The sequence below is a fragment of the Achromobacter sp. 01N37 genome, from assembly GCF_056399725.1.
In genome coordinates this window covers 254,950-272,831 of the sequence record NZ_JBFTRX010000006.1, presented here as the reverse complement: position 1 = coordinate 272,831, position 17,882 = coordinate 254,950, and the positions used below count along the sequence as shown (strand labels likewise).

Annotated in this window: 20 protein-coding genes and 1 tRNA gene; 9 read left to right on the top strand and 12 right to left on the bottom strand. The window is 62.8% G+C overall.

The window, feature by feature from the left end; translation table 11 throughout:
• The first annotated feature begins 194 nt into the window (after window positions 1-194).
• A complete protein-coding gene (locus AC1DSJ_RS16745; protein ID WP_054427539.1) occupies window positions 195-1,013 on the top strand; it encodes an IclR family transcriptional regulator in 819 nt (272 codons plus the stop codon).
• 1 nt (window position 1,014) lies between these two features.
• Here the strand turns inward: AC1DSJ_RS16745 and AC1DSJ_RS16740 are convergent, their stop codons facing one another.
• The 4 genes from AC1DSJ_RS16740 to AC1DSJ_RS16725 all read right to left on the bottom strand — a co-directional run bounded on the left by AC1DSJ_RS16740 (window position 1,015) and on the right by AC1DSJ_RS16725 (window position 3,405).
• Window positions 1,015-1,635 carry a glutathione S-transferase family protein gene (locus AC1DSJ_RS16740; RefSeq protein WP_054427540.1) on the bottom strand — a complete coding sequence of 207 codons (621 nt, stop codon included), beginning with the start codon at window positions 1,633-1,635 and terminating at the stop codon, window positions 1,015-1,017.
• A 19-nt stretch (window positions 1,636-1,654) separates the two neighbouring features.
• On the bottom strand, window positions 1,655-2,233 hold the full coding sequence (gene ampD, locus AC1DSJ_RS16735; RefSeq protein WP_175171003.1) for a 1,6-anhydro-N-acetylmuramyl-L-alanine amidase AmpD: 579 nt from the start codon (window positions 2,231-2,233) through the stop codon (window positions 1,655-1,657).
• Between the two features lie 76 nt (window positions 2,234-2,309).
• Window positions 2,310-2,561 carry a PP0621 family protein gene (locus AC1DSJ_RS16730; protein ID WP_054427542.1) on the bottom strand — a complete coding sequence of 84 codons (252 nt, stop codon included), beginning with the start codon at window positions 2,559-2,561 and terminating at the stop codon, window positions 2,310-2,312.
• 1 nt (window position 2,562) lies between these two features.
• Window positions 2,563-3,405, bottom strand: a complete 843-nt coding sequence (locus AC1DSJ_RS16725) for a cytochrome C assembly family protein (RefSeq protein ID WP_054427543.1) — start codon at window positions 3,403-3,405, stop codon at window positions 2,563-2,565.
• 106 nt (window positions 3,406-3,511) lie between these two features.
• On the opposite strand from AC1DSJ_RS16725, the gene ffh reads away from it, so the two are divergent.
• A complete protein-coding gene (ffh, locus tag AC1DSJ_RS16720) occupies window positions 3,512-4,918 on the top strand; it encodes a signal recognition particle protein (RefSeq protein ID WP_054427544.1) in 1,407 nt (468 codons plus the stop codon).
• Window positions 4,919-5,228: 310 nt separating this feature from the next.
• Here ffh and lysM read toward each other — a convergent pair whose 3' ends face one another.
• From lysM to trmB, 5 genes are all read right to left on the bottom strand, one after another.
• Window positions 5,229-5,675 (bottom strand): peptidoglycan-binding protein LysM, encoded by a 447-nt coding sequence (lysM, locus tag AC1DSJ_RS16715; RefSeq protein WP_054427545.1) that lies wholly within the window; start codon window positions 5,673-5,675, stop codon window positions 5,229-5,231.
• A gap of 42 nt (window positions 5,676-5,717) precedes the next feature.
• Window positions 5,718-6,038: a hypothetical protein gene (locus AC1DSJ_RS16710; protein ID WP_054427546.1), complete on the bottom strand. Its 321-nt coding sequence runs from the start codon at window positions 6,036-6,038 to the stop codon at window positions 5,718-5,720.
• A gap of 356 nt (window positions 6,039-6,394) precedes the next feature.
• A complete protein-coding gene (gene thiS, locus AC1DSJ_RS16705; protein ID WP_006222389.1) occupies window positions 6,395-6,595 on the bottom strand; it encodes a sulfur carrier protein ThiS in 201 nt (66 codons plus the stop codon).
• Between the two features lie 11 nt (window positions 6,596-6,606).
• Window positions 6,607-7,548: a prolyl aminopeptidase gene (pip, locus tag AC1DSJ_RS16700; RefSeq protein ID WP_054427547.1), complete on the bottom strand. Its 942-nt coding sequence runs from the start codon at window positions 7,546-7,548 to the stop codon at window positions 6,607-6,609.
• The gene (gene trmB, locus AC1DSJ_RS16695) at window positions 7,548-8,396 is read right to left on the bottom strand and encodes a tRNA (guanosine(46)-N7)-methyltransferase TrmB (protein WP_441371665.1); all 849 of its coding nucleotides are present in this window, start codon (window positions 8,394-8,396) and stop codon (window positions 7,548-7,550) included. The genes pip and trmB overlap by 1 nt, the downstream gene beginning before the upstream one ends.
• A gap of 196 nt (window positions 8,397-8,592) precedes the next feature.
• On the opposite strand from trmB, the gene AC1DSJ_RS16690 reads away from it, so the two are divergent.
• The 3 genes from AC1DSJ_RS16690 to AC1DSJ_RS16680 all read left to right on the top strand — a co-directional run bounded on the left by AC1DSJ_RS16690 (window position 8,593) and on the right by AC1DSJ_RS16680 (window position 10,577).
• Window positions 8,593-8,666: transfer RNA gene (locus AC1DSJ_RS16690), tRNA-Gly, on the top strand.
• 271 nt (window positions 8,667-8,937) lie between these two features.
• Complete coding sequence (locus AC1DSJ_RS16685) at window positions 8,938-9,351, top strand: helix-turn-helix domain-containing protein (RefSeq protein ID WP_441371664.1); 414 nt, start codon at window positions 8,938-8,940, stop codon at window positions 9,349-9,351.
• Window positions 9,351-10,577: a type II toxin-antitoxin system HipA family toxin gene (locus AC1DSJ_RS16680; RefSeq protein ID WP_441371663.1), complete on the top strand. Its 1,227-nt coding sequence runs from the start codon at window positions 9,351-9,353 to the stop codon at window positions 10,575-10,577. Before AC1DSJ_RS16685 ends, AC1DSJ_RS16680 begins: the two co-directional genes overlap by 1 nt.
• A 7-nt stretch (window positions 10,578-10,584) precedes the next feature.
• Here AC1DSJ_RS16680 and AC1DSJ_RS16675 read toward each other — a convergent pair whose 3' ends face one another.
• Together AC1DSJ_RS16675 and AC1DSJ_RS16670 are read right to left on the bottom strand one after the other, a co-directional pair.
• Window positions 10,585-10,962, bottom strand: a complete 378-nt coding sequence (locus AC1DSJ_RS16675) for a hypothetical protein (protein ID WP_342066778.1) — start codon at window positions 10,960-10,962, stop codon at window positions 10,585-10,587.
• 109 nt (window positions 10,963-11,071) lie between these two features.
• Entirely contained in the window at window positions 11,072-11,737 is a 666-nt protein-coding gene (locus tag AC1DSJ_RS16670) for a cyclic nucleotide-binding domain-containing protein (protein ID WP_175171049.1), read from the bottom strand.
• 251 nt (window positions 11,738-11,988) lie between these two features.
• Here AC1DSJ_RS16670 and AC1DSJ_RS16665 point away from each other — a divergent pair, with 251 nt between their 5' ends.
• From AC1DSJ_RS16665 to pdxR, 4 genes are all read left to right on the top strand, one after another.
• Entirely contained in the window at window positions 11,989-13,203 is a 1,215-nt protein-coding gene (locus AC1DSJ_RS16665; protein ID WP_342066826.1) for an ABC transporter substrate-binding protein, read from the top strand.
• A 13-nt stretch (window positions 13,204-13,216) separates the two neighbouring features.
• On the top strand, window positions 13,217-14,131 hold the full coding sequence (locus AC1DSJ_RS16660; protein WP_427945072.1) for a beta-keto acid cleavage family enzyme: 915 nt from the start codon (window positions 13,217-13,219) through the stop codon (window positions 14,129-14,131).
• 24 nt (window positions 14,132-14,155) lie between these two features.
• Window positions 14,156-14,932 (top strand): SDR family oxidoreductase, encoded by a 777-nt coding sequence (locus AC1DSJ_RS16655; protein ID WP_441371662.1) that lies wholly within the window; start codon window positions 14,156-14,158, stop codon window positions 14,930-14,932.
• A gap of 64 nt (window positions 14,933-14,996) precedes the next feature.
• Complete coding sequence (gene pdxR / locus AC1DSJ_RS16650; RefSeq protein WP_441371661.1) at window positions 14,997-16,496, top strand: MocR-like pyridoxine biosynthesis transcription factor PdxR; 1,500 nt, start codon at window positions 14,997-14,999, stop codon at window positions 16,494-16,496.
• Window positions 16,497-16,531: 35 nt separating this feature from the next.
• Here the strand turns inward: pdxR and AC1DSJ_RS16645 are convergent, their stop codons facing one another.
• Window positions 16,532-17,740, bottom strand: a complete 1,209-nt coding sequence (locus tag AC1DSJ_RS16645) for a benzoate/H(+) symporter BenE family transporter (protein WP_427945069.1) — start codon at window positions 17,738-17,740, stop codon at window positions 16,532-16,534.
• Window positions 17,741-17,882: the final 142 nt, after the last annotated feature.

Here is a 17,882-nt window from a genome sequence, read left to right as displayed (position 1 = left end):
GCGTCGGGCGTGCGTTGCGAAAAATTCTAGATCAGCGCTTGAAAAATCTCAAAATATAGAATTTAATCCCACATATAGGGAATAGAGGCCGGGCTTATCCCACCCGGGAGCTGCCCACTGGCACCCCGCATCACGGCGCCCGGCTATGCTTGCCGTCGTTGTTGTCCTTCGTTTTTGCTGTGTAGCCTTGTTTCATGACCGCCATCCTCACTTCCGCTAGCCCCCCGTCCCTGGACCCCGATGCCGCCGCGCCCGCTGGCACGCAAACGTTGATGCGCGGGCTGGCCGTGGTGCAAGCCGTGGCCGACGGGGCGCGCGACTTGAAGGAAATCTGCGCGCGCATTGGCGTGGCGCGCAGCACCACCCACCGGTTGGCCAGCTGCCTGGTGCAAGAGCGCTATCTGCGCGCCTTGCCGGGCGTGGGCTATGTGCTGGGGCCGAAGCTGATTGAGCTGGGTTTTCAGGCGCGTGAAGCGTTTCCGATGGCGACCTTGGCGCGTCCGTATTTGGACAGCCTGGCTGAACTGACGGGCGACACCATTCACCTGGCGGTGCGCGACAACGACGAAGTGCTGTATCTGGAGAAGATCCCCGGCAAGAAGGGCCTGGAGATGCGTTCGCGCGTGGGCCACCGCATGCCGCTGGCCGCGACCGGCGTGGGCAAGGCGCTATTGCTGGATACCGAAGAGCCGCAATGGAAGGCGCTGCATCGCATCGGCGCGCCAGTGTCATCGCGTGCGCCGGGCGGGCAGCAGACCTGGGAAGCGTTCCGCGACCGTATGCGCGAATACGCGGCGCAAGGCTATGCGTTTGATCTGGAAGACAACGAGCCGTCGATCCGCTGCGTGGCGGCGCCCGTGCGCGACGCGTCCAGCGGCATCGTGGCGGCGATCAGCGTGTCCAGCACCGTGCCCTATATGTCGCTGGAACGGATGCGCGAAATGGTCGCCGTCGTGCAGGGCGCGGCGGCGGGCATTTCGGCGGAGATGGGCTGGAAGGTCGACCGCGGCTGAGTTATTCCAGCGGCAAGGTCAGCACGCCCTGCGGCGCGGGGCGCATCATCACGCGGCGATACCAGGCGGACAGCGCCGGCGTGTCGGGGCGTTCCATCGGCAGGGCCAGCCAGCGGTGGGCGGAACAGACCAGCGCAATATCACCCATCGTCAGATGGCGGCCTGCAATGAACTCGCGGCCTTGCAGCGCCTGGTCCAGAATCAGGGCGCGGGCGTTCGAACGCTTCACCGAATGTTCAATTGCGGCGTGATCGCGCTTGTCTTCCGGCGTGCGGATCAGGCCCAGGAACGCGGGGCCCATGGCGCCTTGCCATTCGGTTGCCTGCCAATCCATCCAGCGGTCGGCGTCGGCGCGCATGCACGCGTCTTCCGGCCACAGCGTACCCGCGCCGTAGCGCGCGGCCAGATAACGCACGATGGCGTTGGATTCCCACAGCACAAAGCCGCCATCGTCGATGACGGGCACGGTGCGGTTGGGATTGAGCTTGGCGTATTCCGGCGTGTCCACCACGCCGAACGGCCCGCCGGCGGGCGTAAAGGTGTGCGGCAGGGCCAATTCGCGCACGGCCAGCATCACTTTCTGCACGTTGACGGAAGTCAGGCGTCCCCAGATCTTCAACATATCCAGTCCTTGAGTCGTGTCAGGCGGGCGGCAATTGCCGCCGCGCAAAGCCACTGTCGCGCGAAAAACGCGTCCAGTTGAAAGCAGGCCCGGGGTCCGTTTTGCGGCCCGGGGCAATGTGTTCGTGCCCCCAGGCCGCAGCCAGGGGATAACGTGCGCGCAGCACCGGCGTCAGCTTGCGCAGCGCCGCGTATTGTTCGTCGGCATAGGCAAGGGTATCCGTGCCTTCGAGTTCGATGCCGATGGAAAAGTCATTGCAGCGTTCGCGGCCGCCAAAGCGCGACACGCCAGCATGCCAGGCGCGCTGGTCGGTGGATACGAACTGAATGATGCGCCCATCGCGGCGGATGAAGAAGTGCGCCGACACGCGCAAGCCGCGCAGCCGTTCCAGCCAGGGGTGCGAGGAATAGTCCAGCGTGTTCAGGAACAGCCCGGCCACTTCGGGGCCGCCAAACTGCCCGGGGGGCAGGCTGATGTTGTGCAGCACCAAGAGCGACACTTGCGCGCCAGCAGGACGCGCGTCGCGGTTGGGCGAGGGCAAACGGGTAACACCGGGGGCGGGCGCCAGCCAGCCATGTCGATCCAGAAGCAGAGCCATGGGAGAGAACTTGCGTGGTGAATCCAACAGGCATTATGCCGTGGTCCCCGCTGCCTCCCAAATCTGGAGTGGGGACTTACTTTTTGCCCAAGGCCGCGTGCTCGGTGCTGCACCAGGTCAGCCCGTTCTGCAGCACTGCTTCGGAGCGCGGCAGATGGATGCCGCAATGCGCACACCGCACCATCGACTCTGGCGCCGCCGGCGCAGGCGCGCTGCGGCGGGTCTTGGGTTGCTCGTCCGCCTGCCGTGCCGCCGCCATGCGGGCGGCGATGCGGGCAACGAACAGCACCGCGATGATCAGAACCACCCAGAACAACAACTTGCCCACGTCAGCCTCGATGCAGAATCATTTCCAGCACGAACCGGCTGCCGGTATAGGCCAGAATCAGAAAACCAAAACCCGTCAGCGTCCAGCGTAGCGCCACCCGGCCACGCCATCCCCGGATGTGGCGGCCCACCAGCAGCACGCCGAACGTCAGCCACGACAGCAGGGTGAAAACGGTTTTGTGGTCAAACGGCAGGATCTTGCCCGTCAGCTTCATCGACGCGATCGACCCCGAGCCCACCGCCAATGTCAGCACGATGAAACCGATCCAGATAATACGGAACAGCAGTTGCTCTTGCACCAGCAGCGGCGGCTGAGAGTCCAGCACGCGGCCGATGATGCTGCGTTGGGCCGGGGCGTCGAGTGGCCGGTGCAGGTGGCGGTCAAGCAGCGCCATCATCATGGCGTGCAGGGCGGCGATGGTGATAAGGCCATAGGCGGCAAGCGCGATCAGCAGGTGCACGCGCAGCCAGGCGTCATTGGCGTGGGGCACGAATTGCCCCTGCGGAAACACGGCGGCCAGGGCGCTGGCGATGGCGGCGGCAGGCAACAACAGCAATTGCAGGCCGTCAATGCGTACCAGCAGGCTCTCCAGCCAGAACACCACCATGCCCAGCCAAATGGCCGCAGACAGGGCCAGTGCCCACCCAATGAACAGATGCTGGGCGCCCAGCATCGATTGTTGCAGCCCGATTCCATGGAGAACCAGGGCCCCCAGCAGGCACAGACGGGCGATTTTGCCCGTCTGCTCCACTTCCCCGGCGCCGGCCAGGCGGGCCCAAAGTGACCCCCCGAGCACTGCGTACGCCAAGGCAGCCGCTGTGTGAAATACAATGCCTAGTGACATAGAAACCGTTGTCTGGATGGGGCCTTGGGGTGCATGTCACCCGAAAGCGCAGAATCCGCGCCTGCGGCCACCGTTCAATCAACTAGTTTAAGCGGAAACGCCTCTCATGCTCGATAACCTAACTCAACGCCTTTCGCGCGTCGTCAAGACGCTGCGCGGTGAAGCCCGCCTGACCGAGGCCAACACCCAGGAGATGCTGCGCGAAGTGCGCATGGCTCTGCTGGAAGCCGACGTGGCCCTGCCCGTCGTGCGTGAATTCGTCGCCCGCGTAAAGGAAAAGGCGCTGGGCGAAGAAGTGGCCGCCAGCCTCAGCCCGGGCCAAGCCCTGGTCGGCGTCGTCCACAAGGAACTGACTGCCCTGATGGGCGGCGACCTGGGCGCCGATTCCAACGAATTGTCGCTGGCGGTGCAACCGCCCGCGGTCATCCTGATGGCCGGCCTGCAAGGCGCCGGTAAAACCACCACCACCGGTAAGCTCGCCCGCTGGCTGTCCGAAGGCCAGCATACGCAGCACGGCCGCAAGACCGGCAAGAAGAAAGTGCTGGTGGTGTCCGCCGACGTGTATCGTCCGGCCGCTATTGACCAGTTGAAGAGCGTGGCCGCACAGGTCGGCGTCGACTTCCTGCCGTCAGACCCCAGCCAGAAGCCCGAAGACATTGCGCGCGGCGCGGTGGACCATGCTCGCCGTCACCACTACGACGTGCTGATCCTGGATACGGCCGGCCGCTTGGGCATCGACGAGGCCATGATGCGCGAAATTCGCGCGCTGCATGACTTGGTCAAGCCGGTGGAAACGCTGTTCGTCGTGGACGCCATGCAGGGCCAGGATGCGGTCAACACCGCGCGCGCCTTCGCAGACGCGCTGCCGCTGACGGGCGTTGTGCTGACCAAGCTGGACGGCGACGCCCGCGGCGGCGCGGCCCTGTCCGTGCGCCACGTCACCGGCAAGCCGCTGAAGTTTGTCGGCGTGTCGGAAAAGCTGGACGGCCTTGAGCCCTTCTACCCTGACCGCATGGCCCAACGCGTGCTGGGCATGGGCGATATCGTTTCGCTTGTTGAACAGGCGCAAAAGAATATCGACATCGCCGAAGCGCAGAAGCTGGCGGCGAAGATCAAGTCGGGCAACAAGTTCGACCTGAACGATTTCCGCGACCAGCTCGGCCAGGTGAAGAAGCTGGGCGACATGGGTTCGCTGCTTGAAAAGCTGCCGGCTCAGTTCCAGCAGGCCGCGGGCCAGCTGCAAGGCGGCCAGGCGGAAAAGCAGTTGCGCCGCACGGAAGGCATCCTGAATTCCATGACGGCCGCCGAACGCGCCAAGCCCGAACTCATCAAGGCCTCGCGCAAGCGCCGCATCGCAACGGGTTCCGGCGTGCCGGTGCAAGAGGTCAACCGCCTGCTGGCTCAGTTCGAGCAGATGCAAGGCATGATGAAGCAGATGAAGAAGGGCGGCATGGCAAAGATGATGCGCGCCATGGGCGGCATGAAGGGCTTGGGCCGCTTCGGCATGAAATAAGGCCCCCACGGCGCGCGCACTGCGTGCGCTTCCTGCCCCCCAAGGGGGCGCTTTTCCCTTGGGGCGGCCCGGCGGGAAATAGAGCCCCCACGGCGCGCGCACTGCGTGCGCTTCCTGCCCCCCAGGGGGGCGCTTTTCCCTTGGGGCGGCCCGGCGGGAAAAGAGGCCTCGCAGCGCGTGTGCTTCCTGCCAAAAAAATGGCCAGACATTGCGTCTGGCCAAGCAATCGCGGCAGGCAGGGGGCGCCGCGCCGCGACACAATCCGGAAAACGCATGGGTGTTCTCCGGGTTGTTTGGGTTCAGTTGCCGCTTACGACAGCGGCGGAATGCGCAGCACCTGGCCCGGGTAGATCTTGTCGGGGCTGGTCAACATCGGCTTGTTGGCTTCAAAGATCAGCGTGTTCTTCGCGCCCTGGCCCTTGCCGTATTGCGCTTCGGCGATCTTCCACAGGTTGTCGCCCTTTTGCACCGTGTACATCTTGGCTTCGGGCGTGGCCTGCTTCACCTTCAACTGGTTATCCACCGCCGCAACGCCGACGGTGTTGCCCAGCGCCAGGGAAATCTTCTCGGCGGCTTCGGTGCTTAGCGCCTCGCCGGCCACCGTGACCTTGTCGCCGTCCACGGTAATTTGCAGGCCATCCGCGTTCAGGCCGTGCTTATCCAGCTCTTTCTTCAACTCGTCTGCGGTCGCGGCCTTGGCCTCGCTGGCGCCGAAGAGTTTTTCCCCTACGTCCTTGATGAAATTGAGCAGACCCATAGTGTTTCCTTTATCGATGTAGCGGTGAGAAAACGATTGTCTTCAGGGCGCGCGGCCCACGAACATCTTGCGTACGATTCCGGCGATCAAGGTCAGCACGGCGCCACCAATGCCGCCGCCCACCACGTCCCCCGCAATCGCTGAAAGATCCAATCCTGCATTGCCCGCCGTTGCCGCTGCCCCCGCGCCGGCCGTGATCATGGGCGCCAGCCATGAACCGCCCGCCAAGCCACCAATCGCGCCGGCGATGGTATTGCCCAACGGGCCAAGGTTGAACTGCTGGAGCATTTTTCCCAATCCGTTGCCGGCGGCGGCGCCTGCGACAAGCTGGATGAGAAGATTGATGATGACCGCGGTGTTCATGATGCCTCCTTGCCCCGTGGGGCGATGTGCAACGCTAGAACAACAACACGACAACGTACGACGCCAGCAGCAACGATTATTACTCGCGTAAACGCCGCGAGACGAGGGGTTAACGTGTAACAGGTTGCTAGTCGCTTGCCAGACTACGCAACATTGCTCGTCACTTTGCAGGTGGCGTCACGCGCGCGCCGCAATCCTCATCGTGCACATGGTGCCGTGCGTCATGAACCCTGCTGAAAATGCATAAGCAAAGGGCCGCTGAATCAGCGGCCCTTCGTGTTTGCGGCGCGTATTTGCGGCGCAATAAAACCGTGCGAAGTGCGGCTCCAAGAAGAGCCGCGCAACCGTCAGGGCAATCAGCCTCCGCCCACCGCCACGACGATCTCGATCTGGTCGCCATCCGTCAGCGTGGTCTGCTCGTGCTGGCTCTTCGGCACGATCTCGCCGTTGCGTTCCACGGCCACGCGTTTGCCCGCATAACCGAGCGTTTGCAGCAGTTCGATGACAGTGGTGTCCAACGGAAATTCGCGCGCGTCGCCGTTCAACGTAATGTGCATATCAGGTCTCCTCACTGTTTTGCGTAGGCGTCGGTGGCGGCAATCAGGCGCGCCAAGGTGCCGGGTTCATCAAAGGCATGGCCCGCGTCCGGCACCAGATGGAATTCGGCTTCGGGCCAGGCGCGGTGCAGATCCCACGCGGTGCGCGCGGGTGTGCAGACGTCGTAGCGTCCCTGGACGATGGTGCCGGGAATGCCGCGCAGCTTGTGCGCGTCGCGGATCAGCTGGCCTTCTTCCATGAAGCCGGCGTTCACAAAGTAGTGGTTCTCGATGCGCGCAAACGCCAGCGCAGCGCGATCTGCCGCATGGCTTTGCTGATGGCGCGGGCTGGGCAGCAGCGTGATGGTGCTGTCTTCCCACTTGCTCCAGGCCTTGGCGGCGCGCAATTGCTCGGCCGCGTCATTGCCCGTCAGGCGCTTGTGATACGCCGCCACCAGGTCGCCGCGTTCCGCTTCCGGAATGGGCGCCAGATATTCTTCCCAGCGGTCGGGGAACAGCCACGACGCGCCTTCCTGATAGAACCATTGGATCTCGGCGCGGCGCAGCCCGAAGATGCCCCGCACAACCATCTCGCTGACGTGCGAAGGGTGCGTTTCGGCATAGGCCAGCGCCAACGTCGATCCCCACGAACCACCGAACACCAGCCACTTGTCCGCACCCATGATCTCGGTGCGCAGGCGTTCAATGTCCGACACCAGATGCCAGGTCGTGTTGTTGTCCAGGCTGGCGTGCGGCGTCGACCGCCCGCAACCGCGCTGATCGAACAACAGCACGTTGTAGCGCTGCGGATCAAACAGCTGGCGATGCACCGGCGAACAACCGCTGCCCGGGCCGCCATGCAGGAACACGGCGGGCTTGCCATTCGGATTGCCCGACATTTCCCAATAGATCTGGTGACCGTCGCCGGTATCCAGCGTGCCGTGGCGGTAGGGTTCGATCGGCGGATAGAGCATCAGGCGACTCGCTTGAAGATCAGGTCCCAGACGCCGTGGCCCAGGCGCAGGCCGCGTGTCTCGAATTTGGTCAGGGGGCGGTAATCGGGGCGGGGCGCGTAGCCGTCCGCCGTATTGGCCAGCAACGGTTCGCCGCTAAGCACTTCCAGCATCTGCACCGCGTAGTCTTCCCAGTCGGTGGCGCAATGGATGTAGCCACCCGGCGCAATGCGGCTGGCCAAGAGCGACACGAACGCGGGCTGCAACAGGCGGCGCTTGTGATGGCGCTTCTTGGGCCACGGGTCCGGAAAGTACACGTGCACGCCCGCCAGCGAGTCCGGCGCGATCATGTCGCGCACGACTTCGACCGCATCGTGCTGGATGATGCGCAGGTTCTGAATCTTGGAATCTTCAATGCGGCGCAGCAGCGAGCCGACACCGGCGTTGAACACTTCCACACCCAGGAAGTTGTCGTCCGGACGGGCCAGCGCGATCTTCTCGGTGGTCTCGCCCATGCCGAAACCAATCTCCAGCACCGTGGGCGCCTGCCGGCCAAACGCGGCGGTGGGGTCCAGACGGCGGGGGGCGTACGGAATGGACCATTCGCCCATCAGACGTTCCAGCGCGGCCAACTGGCCCTGGGTGATGTGGCCGCGGCGATGCACGAAGCTGCGGATATGCGTCGCGCCCGGGCTGTTCGGCGCATGGGCGGTGCTGGCCAGCGCAGCCTGCGTCTCGGGGGAAACGGGGGCGGCGGCAGGCGCCGCTGCCGAAGAGCCGGCGGTGGTGTCAGAGGTGTTCACGGAAGGCGTCGCGGGTGTGTCCGCGGAGGAGTTCGCGGGGTGGTTCGCGGAGTTAGGCGTATTCATAGCCCCGAATTGTAGTGGCAGCCGCGCCGGGGCGGAGTCGGCCGGATGGACTAAATTAGGGACACATTTAATTCCAGGGATGGGGACCACTGGAAGGGGAAGTAAAAGAGGAAGCAAAAATCATCCGAAGATTCCAAAAATCCCGCGCTATAATCCTCGGCTCTGCCCCGGCCCTGCGTCGTGGCACGACACCTGAGCGGGTGTAGTTCAATGGTAGAACGGCAGCTTCCCAAGCTTCATACGAGGGTTCGATTCCCTTCACCCGCTCCACAATCCTTTTCAGATTTCTCCGCCGCTTTTTGCTGGCTGCGCTGAGCCTGTCTGCACACTCCCCATACCGTACCTTCCTAGCCGCTTATGGTTTACCTGCCATGGAGCTGAACGATCTTCGTCAGAGTTGATCAAATATGACTTTTATAACAATTTAATAAGTCATATATGAATGGTTATTGCTGAATCGTTTGGTTGATCAAAGTTTGACCATGTGCTCAAATATGAACGCCTAACGGCTATTTTTATTCATATCTGAGCAGGTGCGCGTATGCCAACTTCCACGCAGAAAACTCCCGGCCCACGCGTTGCGATGCCACGCCCTGTAGACCGCGCGTTGCACCGCCTGGGGCAAGACATCTCGGCCGCGCGCAGGGTGCGGCGTTTAAGCCAGGAAGATCTGGCGCAGCGCATTGGCACATCGCTGAGCACGGTAAGGCGCATGGAAGATGGCTATCCTGGCACTGCCTTCCATACTTTCCTCCGCGCCTTGCATGTGCTTGGCCGCCTTGAGGACTTGGTGAAGGTGATGGCTACCGAGAATGACTCCCTGGGGATGGAACTGGTGCGGGAGCAACTGCCCCAACGGGTGCGCAGCGCTCGACGTGGCAACGCGCAGGCAGCGCATTCCGCGACAGCCAAAAAGAGAGATGTGGATGACACCGATGAGTTGGAGGGCTTTTGATGGCTACCAAAACATCACGGCGTCAGGATCTCGAGGTACATCTAGGTTCCAAAGGCCAGGTCGTGGGGCGACTTCATCTGGGCAGCGGCAAGCGCAGCGCGTTCAGTTACGACGAGCGTTGGCTGCGGGATTCTCGATTTTTTGCGCTATCGCCCGACCTGTTGCCGGTTTTAAGTGTTCAACATCCACAAGACGTTTTTTTTCGCGCGCTCGAGGACACGGGGCCGGACTCCTGGGGCGAACGCGTGATCAGGCGCGCCCATGCTCGGTTGAGGCAGCAAGACCGAGATACGCCTGCGCTTGAACCTGTCGATTTCTTGATGTGGGTCGATGACGAGGCCCGTGTCGGCGCGTTGCGTCTGTTTGATCCTCAAGCCAACGTCTATTTGCGATCGGGTGGAACGCATTGGCATATTCCCCCGTTGGTGGAGCTGGGCAGGGTCGTGAACGCGGCCCGCGCGTTAGAAGCCGGCACAGAAAGCGAGCAAGACCTGCAATATCTGCTGGGGCAAGGCACCTCGCTGGGCGGGGCCCGCCCCAAGTCCACCGTTCGAGATACGGATGGCCGCCTGGCTTTGGGAAAATTCCCCAGCCAGTCTGACCAGCGCGACGTGATTCGAGGCGAGGTGCTGGCCATGCATCTCGCCGCCAAGGCGGGCATCAACGCGGCCGCAGCGCGTGTAGAACTGATCAATGGAACAGCCGTCGCCATCATTCGGCGATTCGACCGCACCGTTGATGGCGGTCGTATTCCCTACGTGTCGGCCGCGACGATGCTTCAGTCTACTGGCCGAGATGCCGTGCACGCGTATACGGAACTGGTGGACGTCCTGTTGCAGGAGGGCGCCAATCCTATTGCCGACATCCATGAGTTGTGGCGCAGGCTGGTCTTCAATTTTTTGATCTGCAACACCGACGATCATTTGCGTAATAGTGGGTTTCTGTATGACGCGCGTCAACATGGATGGCGTCTGTCGCCCGCATTCGACCTCAATCCAATGCCCGGAGACCGACGCGAAAGCAAGACATGGCTGACTGAAGATTCCGGCCCCATTGACAGTCGGGACGTGCTGATGGAAGGGGCGCCTTACTTCAGATTGACTGCGGAGGAAGCCAATGCAATGTGGGCCGAGGTGGCGCGAGCCGTCGACAGCTGGCGCGTGATGGCCAAGGGTTTAGGCATGCAGCCTACCGACCTTGTGGATTTCGACCGCGCATTTGCCTGACCTGATCTCACCCCGCATGGCTTTGGAAGTTGAAGACTTTCCACTGATCGTCCTGGGTGCGCCGGATTTCGAACGACATCATGCATCCCGATGCCGAGTCATGGAATTCCACCCAGACCTGATCTTGATCCAGCGGCACGCCTTTTAACCAGCGGCGCAGCCGGTTGCCGTGGGTTTGCAGCGGACTCCAATACTTCAGCACGGACACGCGTCCGCAGAATTGGCGAGCCGCAACGGCGCGAAATTCATCGATTGTGCGGCCGGTGTTGCCATTCTTGAAGGTCAGGTCATAAGCGCGTTGCCAGTCATCTGCGTAGATGTCACGGATAAACGCCGACGCCGCCGACGTGGCGCCCTTGGGTTCATAGGGCGACTTCAGAAACATCCAGCCCGCCGCCGGCAGCAAGAGACAGGCCAGTACAAGGAACAACCAGGCAAGGGGCAGCCAAGTCCGGCGCCCCTGGGTGATATTGCGGCTCACTGTCCAAAACCCTTCATCCATTGATCAACGCGCGCCTGTACAGCGCATCCTTATCCAGAATCGTCATTCCGCCGTAGTGCGTCTGTAGCACTCCCGCGCGCGCCAGCCGCGTCAGCGCGGCGTTGCAGCGTTGGCGGGACACGCCGCACAAGCTGGCGATCTCTTCCTGGGATATCTTCAATCGCCCCTGCGTATCCGCATGGCGTTCGGCATCGAATTGCGCCGCCACGGCGCGGGCCACGGTGGTGTCCACATCCAGCAGCACGTTGCCGGTGTAGCTGGCCATCAGCCAGTTGACCCGCTGCGCCAGATGCATCGTCAATGCCTTCGTGAATTCGATGTTGTGGTTCCACAGCCGTTCGCAGGTATCGCGCGGCAGGATGACGATGCGGCTCGGGCGCAGCGCAATCACCTCGTATTCAAAGCGTTCGCGTCGCAGCATGGTGGCTTCGCCAAACCAGCTGCCGATGCTGAAGCCGGCCAGCGACAGGGACTTGCCATCCGCGCCCGGCGACGTCCATTTCACCAGGCCTTCAACCACGCCATACCAGCCCAGCGATTTCGAACCCGCGCGAAACAGGTACTCGCCCGTGGCGAGCGACACCGTGCGCAGTTCGGAGCGGACCAGGTTGCGCTCAAGCGCCGGCAAGCCGTTGTACCAGGGGACGACGCTCAACATTTTGTCTACCGGGCATAGGGCAGGCTTGCGCTTTGCGCCGGGAGTCTGGCTGCCTACGCTGTCAGGCGGTCCGCGCATGTTTTCTCCGTTCAGCAGGGGTGACGGCGCTCAGGTAAACCCTAGGGCGCTTTGTCACCATGGTGACTGTTCGCGCCAGGGGCCAGTCCCAGAATAGTTGAGGCCCAAAGCGTCAAGACCCATTCAAGACGCACAAGAGCCAAAAAACATAAGAGGAGACAGGTATGTTGTCAATGCCACGCATCAAGTCCGGCACCGCGCTCGCCTTCGGCGTCGCCGCCACGCTATTGAACGCCACGGCCGCCCACGCGCAGATTTCGGACGATGTTATTCGAATCGGTTTCATCACGGACCTGTCTGGCGTGTACTCGGGCCCCGATGGCCCGGGCGGGGCGGAAGCCATCAAGATGGCCATCGAGGAAATGGGGGGCGAGATCAACGGCAAGAAGATCGAACTCTTGACGGCAGACCACCAGAACAAGGCCGACATCGCGTCAGCCAAGGCGCGCGAATGGTTCGACCAGCGCGGCCTGGACATGCTGATTGGCGGCACCAACTCCAGCACCGCGCTGGCCATGTCGAAGGTAGCGGCCGACAAGAAGAAGCCCATCATCGTGGTGGGCGCGGGCGCCCCGGCGCTGACCAACGAACAATGCACGCCCTACACCTTGAACTACGCGTACGACACGGTCGCGTTGGCGCGTGGCACGGGCGCGGCGGTGGTCAAGGCGGGCGGTAAAAGCTGGTACTTCCTGACGGCCGATTACGCATTCGGCCACGCGTTGCAAGCGGATACGACGAAGGTGGTTGAAGCGGGCGGCGGCAAGGTGGTGGGGTCCGTCAAGCATCCCTTGTCGGCGAACGATTTTTCATCGTTCCTGTTGCAGGCGCAAAGCAGCAAGGCGGACATTCTTGCCTTGGCCAATGCCGGCGCCGACGCCACGAACGCCATCAAGGCCGCCAACGAATTCGGCGTGACCAAGACGATGCGGCTGGCGGGCATGATCATGTTCATCAACGACATCCACGCCATGGGCCTGCCCGCCACGCAGGGCATGTACTTGACCGACAGCTGGTACTGGAACGCATCGGAACCCACGCGCGCCTGGAGCCAGAAGTTCTACGAGCGCCGCAAGGCCATGCCGTCGTCGCTGCAGGCGGCCGATTATTCCGCGGCGTTGCAATACCTGCGCGCGGTCAAGGCCACGGGCACCGATGATGCCGACCGCGTGCTGGCGTATCTGCGCGAAAACAAGCTGAATGACATGTACATCAAGGATGGCGTCGTGCGTCCGGATGGCCGTGTCGTGCATGACATGTACCTGTTGCAGGTGAAGACGCCGGACGAATCGAAAGAACCGTGGGACTACTTCAAGGTGCTGCAGACGATTGACGGCAACGAGGCCTTTACCAAGCAAGCCGAAACCCGCTGCGCGCTCTGGAAGTGAATGGGAGACCAACATGGCAAAACGCAAAGTCATTGTGACCATCGCCCCGACCGGGGGCATGGCATTCAAAACCCAGAACCCGCATCTGCCCACGCAACCGGCTGAAATCGCAGACGACGTTTACCGTTGCTACAACGCGGGCGCCAGCGTGGTGGCGCTGCATGCGCGCCGGCCCGACGACCAGGCGACCTGCAACGCGGCGATCTACCGCGACATGAACCAGCGCATCCGCGAGCGCTGCGACATCATCCTGAATAACTCCACCGGTGGCGGCGTGCATGGCGACATGGTGAAAGAAACCTCGCCCGGCACGTGGGAAATTCTGTGGGAAGAGCGGTTGAAAGGAATGGATGCCGGCGCCGAAATGTGCACGCTGGACGCGACAACGCTGAACCTGGCGTTTGGCGACCGCGAATACCTGATGAACACGCCGCTGACCAAAGCGCGCGAGCTTGCCGCCGGCATGAAGGCGCGCGGCATCAAGCCCGAGTGGGAAGTCTTCAGCCCCACGCATATCCTGCAAGACGCCACCACGCTGATCGAAGAAGGGCTGGATGAAGGGCCGCACTTCATCAACCTGGTCATGAATGTGCATCGCAATTTTCAGAACGCGATGCCGTTCTCGCCCCGGCATTTGCAGATGATGGTGGACCTGCTGCCGAAGCACAGCATTTTCTGCGTCAGCGGCATCGGGCCGTCGCAACTCGAGGCCAACATCAGCGCCTTGCTGTTGGGCGGCCATGCGCGCGTGGGCCTGGAAGACAACCTGTATTACCGGCACGGGGAACTGGCCACCAATGTTCAGCTGACCGAGCGCATCGTGCGCATCATCCGCGAAATGGACATGGAGCCGGCTACGCCCGCCGAAGCGCGCGAAATCATGGGCCTGCCGTTGAAAAGCGGTATCCGCCCCGAGTTCGCGCTGTGATCGCTACTTTCTTGACGAGACAACATGATTGAATCTTTGAATGGCAAGCGCGTCCTGATCACTGCGGGCGCGCAAGGCATCGGCTTGGCAATCGCGAAGAAATTCCTGGCCTCTGGCGCGCAAGTGCATGTGTGCGATATCGATACCGCAGCCTGCGATGCCGCGCGCACGGCGAACCCGCGTTTGAGCGTCAGCGTGACCGATGTGTCCAGCGAAGCGCAGGTGGCGGAGTTGTTCAGCGGCTTGGCCGCCAGGTGGGGCAAGCTGGATGCGCTGATCAACAACGCGGGCGTGTCCGGCCCCACCAGCCGGCTGGAAGACACCACACTGGACGCCTGGCAGCACACGCTGGACGTCAACCTGACCGGCACGTTCCTGTGCGCGCGCAGCGCCGTGCCCTTGCTGCGGGCAGCGGGCGGCGGCGCCATCATCAATATTTCTTCGGTGGCGGGCCGGCTTGGCTTTTCGCTGCGCAGCCCTTACAGCGCCAGCAAGTTCGGCTTGGCGGGGCTGACGCAGACGTGGGCCATGGAACTGGGCCCGTCCAACATTCGCGTCAACTCGGTTCTGCCGGGCGTGGTGTCGGGCGACCGTGTCGAGCGCGTCATCGCGGCGCGCGCAGAAGCCGGCGGCGTCAGCAACGATGCGATGCGTGAACAGCTGGTGGAGAAGGTTTCGCTGCGCCGCATGACTCGCCCTGAAGATGTGGCGAATCAAGTGGCCTTTCTGTGCTCCGACGAAGGCGCGGTCATCAGCGGGCAAAGCATCTCGGTTTGCGGCAACGTGGAGTACCTGGGCTAAGCGTTTCGGTGCGGATAGAATGGCCTGCTTTGATTGATTCAATCTTATCCATCAGGCAGACCGCATGGCCAAGGCTTTTGAACTGGACACGCTGAAGATCCGGCTGAACGACGCCGATCTTCAGCCGTTGGATCTGCATCAACGCATCCAACGGGCGCTGCGCGCGCTGATCCTGGATGGCGCGCTGGATGCGGGCATCAAGCTGCCCGCCACCCGCACGCTGGCCACGTCGCTGGGTGTTGCGCGCGACACCGTTGAAAACGCATACGTACAGCTGCATCGCGACGGCTATATCGTGCGGCGCGGGGGTTCAGGCAGCTATGTGTCTGACACGGTAGGCGCCCAGCTGCGCGGCGCTGCCGGCCGCCGCGCCAAGCTCCAGGATGACAAGCGCGGCGTGCCGGCGCCGGCAGCCGGGTTGAGCCGCCGGGGCCGGATGATTTTCGATAGCGGCGGGGTGGCGGACCAGCAAGCGGTCAAGGCGTTTGCCACCGGGCTGCCCGAGACACGCACGTTTCCCACCGATGTCTGGGAACGCTTGCAGCGGCAGGCGCTGAAGGACTATCGGGACCACGTGCTGCTGCATGGCGACCCGCAAGGGGCTGCGCCGCTGCGCAAGGCCATTGCCGCCTATCTGAATCTGGAGCGGGGCGCCAAGGTATCTGCGGATCAGATTCTGGTGTTGAGCAGCACGCGGCAGGCGTTGTTTCTGTGCGCGCAATTGCTGGTGGACGCGGGCAAGCCCATCCTGCTTGAGAACCCGGGATACTTCGGCGCCAAAAAGGCGTTTGAAGCGGCCGAAGCGAAAATCGTGCCGATCGATGTGGACGAGGACGGCATCCGCATGGATCTGCTGCGTGCGGATCGCAGCGGTGCGAACTGCGTGTACGTGACGCCGTCGCATCAGTACCCCACCGGCGCCACCTTGTCGTTGGCGCGCCGCCTGGAGCTGACCCGTTGGGCGGCCGAGCAGGGAAAGTGGATCATCGAGGACGACTACGACAGCGAGTTCCATTACGACGGTCTGCCAACCGCGTGCGTGCAGGGCGTGGACAAACATCAGCGCACGCTCTACGTCGGCACCTTCAGCAAGACGCTCTACCCGGGCCTGCGTATGGGCTATATGGCGTTGCCGCACGAGCTGGTTGGCGCCTTCACGCGCGCGCGCAGCATCATGGACGGGCATACGCCGCAGATTCTGCAATTGACGCTGGCGCGCTTCATGGAAGACGGGCATTACGCGGCCCACGTGCGCGCCATGCGCAAGCTGTATGCGGCGCGCCGCGACGCCATGCTGCAAGCGCTGAACACGCATCTGGTTGACGTCGTCACCGCCTTGCGTCCAGAAGGCGGACTGCAGATTCCTTGTTTGCTTGCGCGGGGGTGGTCAGAGGCCAAGACCATCCGGCTGGCGGCGGCCGCTGGCCTGCAACTGCCGGGCTTGAGCCGCCTGTATGCCGGCGCCGAAAAGCGGCAAGGGTGGATATTGGGCTATTCCTCGTTGACGGCGCATGAGATCGATACGTCCGTTAAGCGCTTGTCACAGGCGCTACGAAAGAAGTAGCTGCCCCAAAAAGCCCCATAGCACCCCTCGCATGGTTAGGGCTTGGCCGGGCTGCCAAGCAGCGCGCGGCTGCCGCCGTGTATCAGCAGGTGCGCAGTCAGCCCGGCGGCCAGCCCCCAGAATGCGCCACCCACGCCCAACAACGTAACGTTGGCCGCCGTTGCCAGGAACGTGATGAGCGCCGTTTCGCGCGTGCGCGCATCAGCCATGGCATTGGCCAGACTGCCGCCAATGGCGCCCAGCAATGCCAGCCCGGCAAGCGTGGTGATGAAGGTCTTGGGCAGCACCATGAAAAGCGTCGCCAGGGTGACGCCGAAGGTGCCCACCAGAATGTAGAAGACCCCGCATGCCAGCCCCGCGATGTAGCGCTTGCGCGGGTCAGGGTGCGCGTCGGGGCCGGTGCAGATGGCTGCTGTGATGGCCGCAACGTTGAACGCGTGCGCGCCAAAGGGCGCCATCAGCAACGAGCCCAAGCCGGTGACGGTCAGAATCGGGCTGGCGCTGGTCTTGTATCCGTCATTGCGCAGCACCAGCATGCCCGGCATGTATTGCCCGGTCAGCGTGATGATGAACAGCGGCAACGCGACGCCCAACAGCGCATGCAACGAGAAGCGCGGCGTTTCGAACACGGGCGTGGCAAGGCTGAGGTGGATGGCCGAGACGTCGATACGTTGTTGCGCCAGCAGCATCGTGACGCCAATCACCAAGATGCCAACCACCGCAAAGCGTGAGGTATACCGCTTGAGCAATGCATAGCAAATCACCAGCACGATCACCAGCAAGGGGTCGGCGCTGGCGCCGCCAAATGCGTTGACGCCGAATTGCAGCAGGATGCCCGCCAAGAGGCCGGCGGCGATACCCGCGGGGATCATACGGACCAGCTTTTCGAACGCACCGGACAGCCCCAATACGATGAAGCCCAGTGCCGACAGCATGTACGCACCGATGACTTCGCCATAGGGTGTGAAGGGCATCACCGTGGCCAGGAACGCCACGCCCGGCGTGGACCAGGCGGTGATGATGGGAGCCTTGTACCGGAAGCTGAGGAACGCGCCCGTGACGCCGACGCCGATGGACACGGCCCATACCCAGGACGTGGTCTGGGCGGGCGTCAGTTGCGCCAGTTCGGCAGCCTGGAAGACCAGGACAAAGGTGCCGCCGTAGTTCACCAGAACAGAAATCAGGGCGGCGACGGTCGGGGCGAAGAAGTCGGCGGGTTGCAGGCGGGCCGGCGTTGAATGCATGAATCACTCCACAGTGCGTAACGGCTGCAATGCGCGCAGCCTTACTCCACGCAAAGTGTAGGATTCAAGTGGACTGTTTATTCATGCCACTTTATGCATAGTAAACAGACCACTTATCCGCCCATTCTTGCCGCCTGTTGTG

Bases quoted from the DNA above. Each gene is read 5' to 3' on its own strand.
- AC1DSJ_RS16745 (WP_054427539.1), top strand. From the start codon at position 195: ATGACCGCCATCCTCACTTCCGCTAGCCCCCCGTCCCTGGACCCCGAT.
- AC1DSJ_RS16740 (WP_054427540.1), bottom strand. From the start codon at position 1,635: ATGTTGAAGATCTGGGGACGCCTGACTTCCGTCAACGTGCAGAAAGTG.
- ampD (WP_175171003.1), bottom strand. From the start codon at position 2,233: ATGGCTCTGCTTCTGGATCGACATGGCTGGCTGGCGCCCGCCCCCGGT.
- AC1DSJ_RS16725 (WP_054427543.1), bottom strand. From the start codon at position 3,405: ATGTCACTAGGCATTGTATTTCACACAGCGGCTGCCTTGGCGTACGCA.
- ffh (WP_054427544.1), top strand. From the start codon at position 3,512: ATGCTCGATAACCTAACTCAACGCCTTTCGCGCGTCGTCAAGACGCTG.
- lysM (WP_054427545.1), bottom strand. From the start codon at position 5,675: ATGGGTCTGCTCAATTTCATCAAGGACGTAGGGGAAAAACTCTTCGGC.
- AC1DSJ_RS16710 (WP_054427546.1), bottom strand. From the start codon at position 6,038: ATGAACACCGCGGTCATCATCAATCTTCTCATCCAGCTTGTCGCAGGC.
- thiS (WP_006222389.1), bottom strand. From the start codon at position 6,595: ATGCACATTACGTTGAACGGCGACGCGCGCGAATTTCCGTTGGACACC.
- pip (WP_054427547.1), bottom strand. From the start codon at position 7,548: ATGCTCTATCCGCCGATCGAACCCTACCGCCACGGCACGCTGGATACC.
- trmB (WP_441371665.1), bottom strand. From the start codon at position 8,396: ATGAATACGCCTAACTCCGCGAACCACCCCGCGAACTCCTCCGCGGAC.
- AC1DSJ_RS16685 (WP_441371664.1), top strand. From the start codon at position 8,938: ATGCCAACTTCCACGCAGAAAACTCCCGGCCCACGCGTTGCGATGCCA.
- AC1DSJ_RS16680 (WP_441371663.1), top strand. From the start codon at position 9,351: ATGGCTACCAAAACATCACGGCGTCAGGATCTCGAGGTACATCTAGGT.
- AC1DSJ_RS16675 (WP_342066778.1), bottom strand. From the start codon at position 10,962: ATGTTTCTGAAGTCGCCCTATGAACCCAAGGGCGCCACGTCGGCGGCG.
- AC1DSJ_RS16670 (WP_175171049.1), bottom strand. From the start codon at position 11,737: ATGTTGAGCGTCGTCCCCTGGTACAACGGCTTGCCGGCGCTTGAGCGC.
- AC1DSJ_RS16665 (WP_342066826.1), top strand. From the start codon at position 11,989: ATGCCACGCATCAAGTCCGGCACCGCGCTCGCCTTCGGCGTCGCCGCC.
- AC1DSJ_RS16660 (WP_427945072.1), top strand. From the start codon at position 13,217: ATGGCAAAACGCAAAGTCATTGTGACCATCGCCCCGACCGGGGGCATG.
- AC1DSJ_RS16655 (WP_441371662.1), top strand. From the start codon at position 14,156: ATGATTGAATCTTTGAATGGCAAGCGCGTCCTGATCACTGCGGGCGCG.
- pdxR (WP_441371661.1), top strand. From the start codon at position 14,997: ATGGCCAAGGCTTTTGAACTGGACACGCTGAAGATCCGGCTGAACGAC.
- AC1DSJ_RS16645 (WP_427945069.1), bottom strand. From the start codon at position 17,740: ATGCATTCAACGCCGGCCCGCCTGCAACCCGCCGACTTCTTCGCCCCG.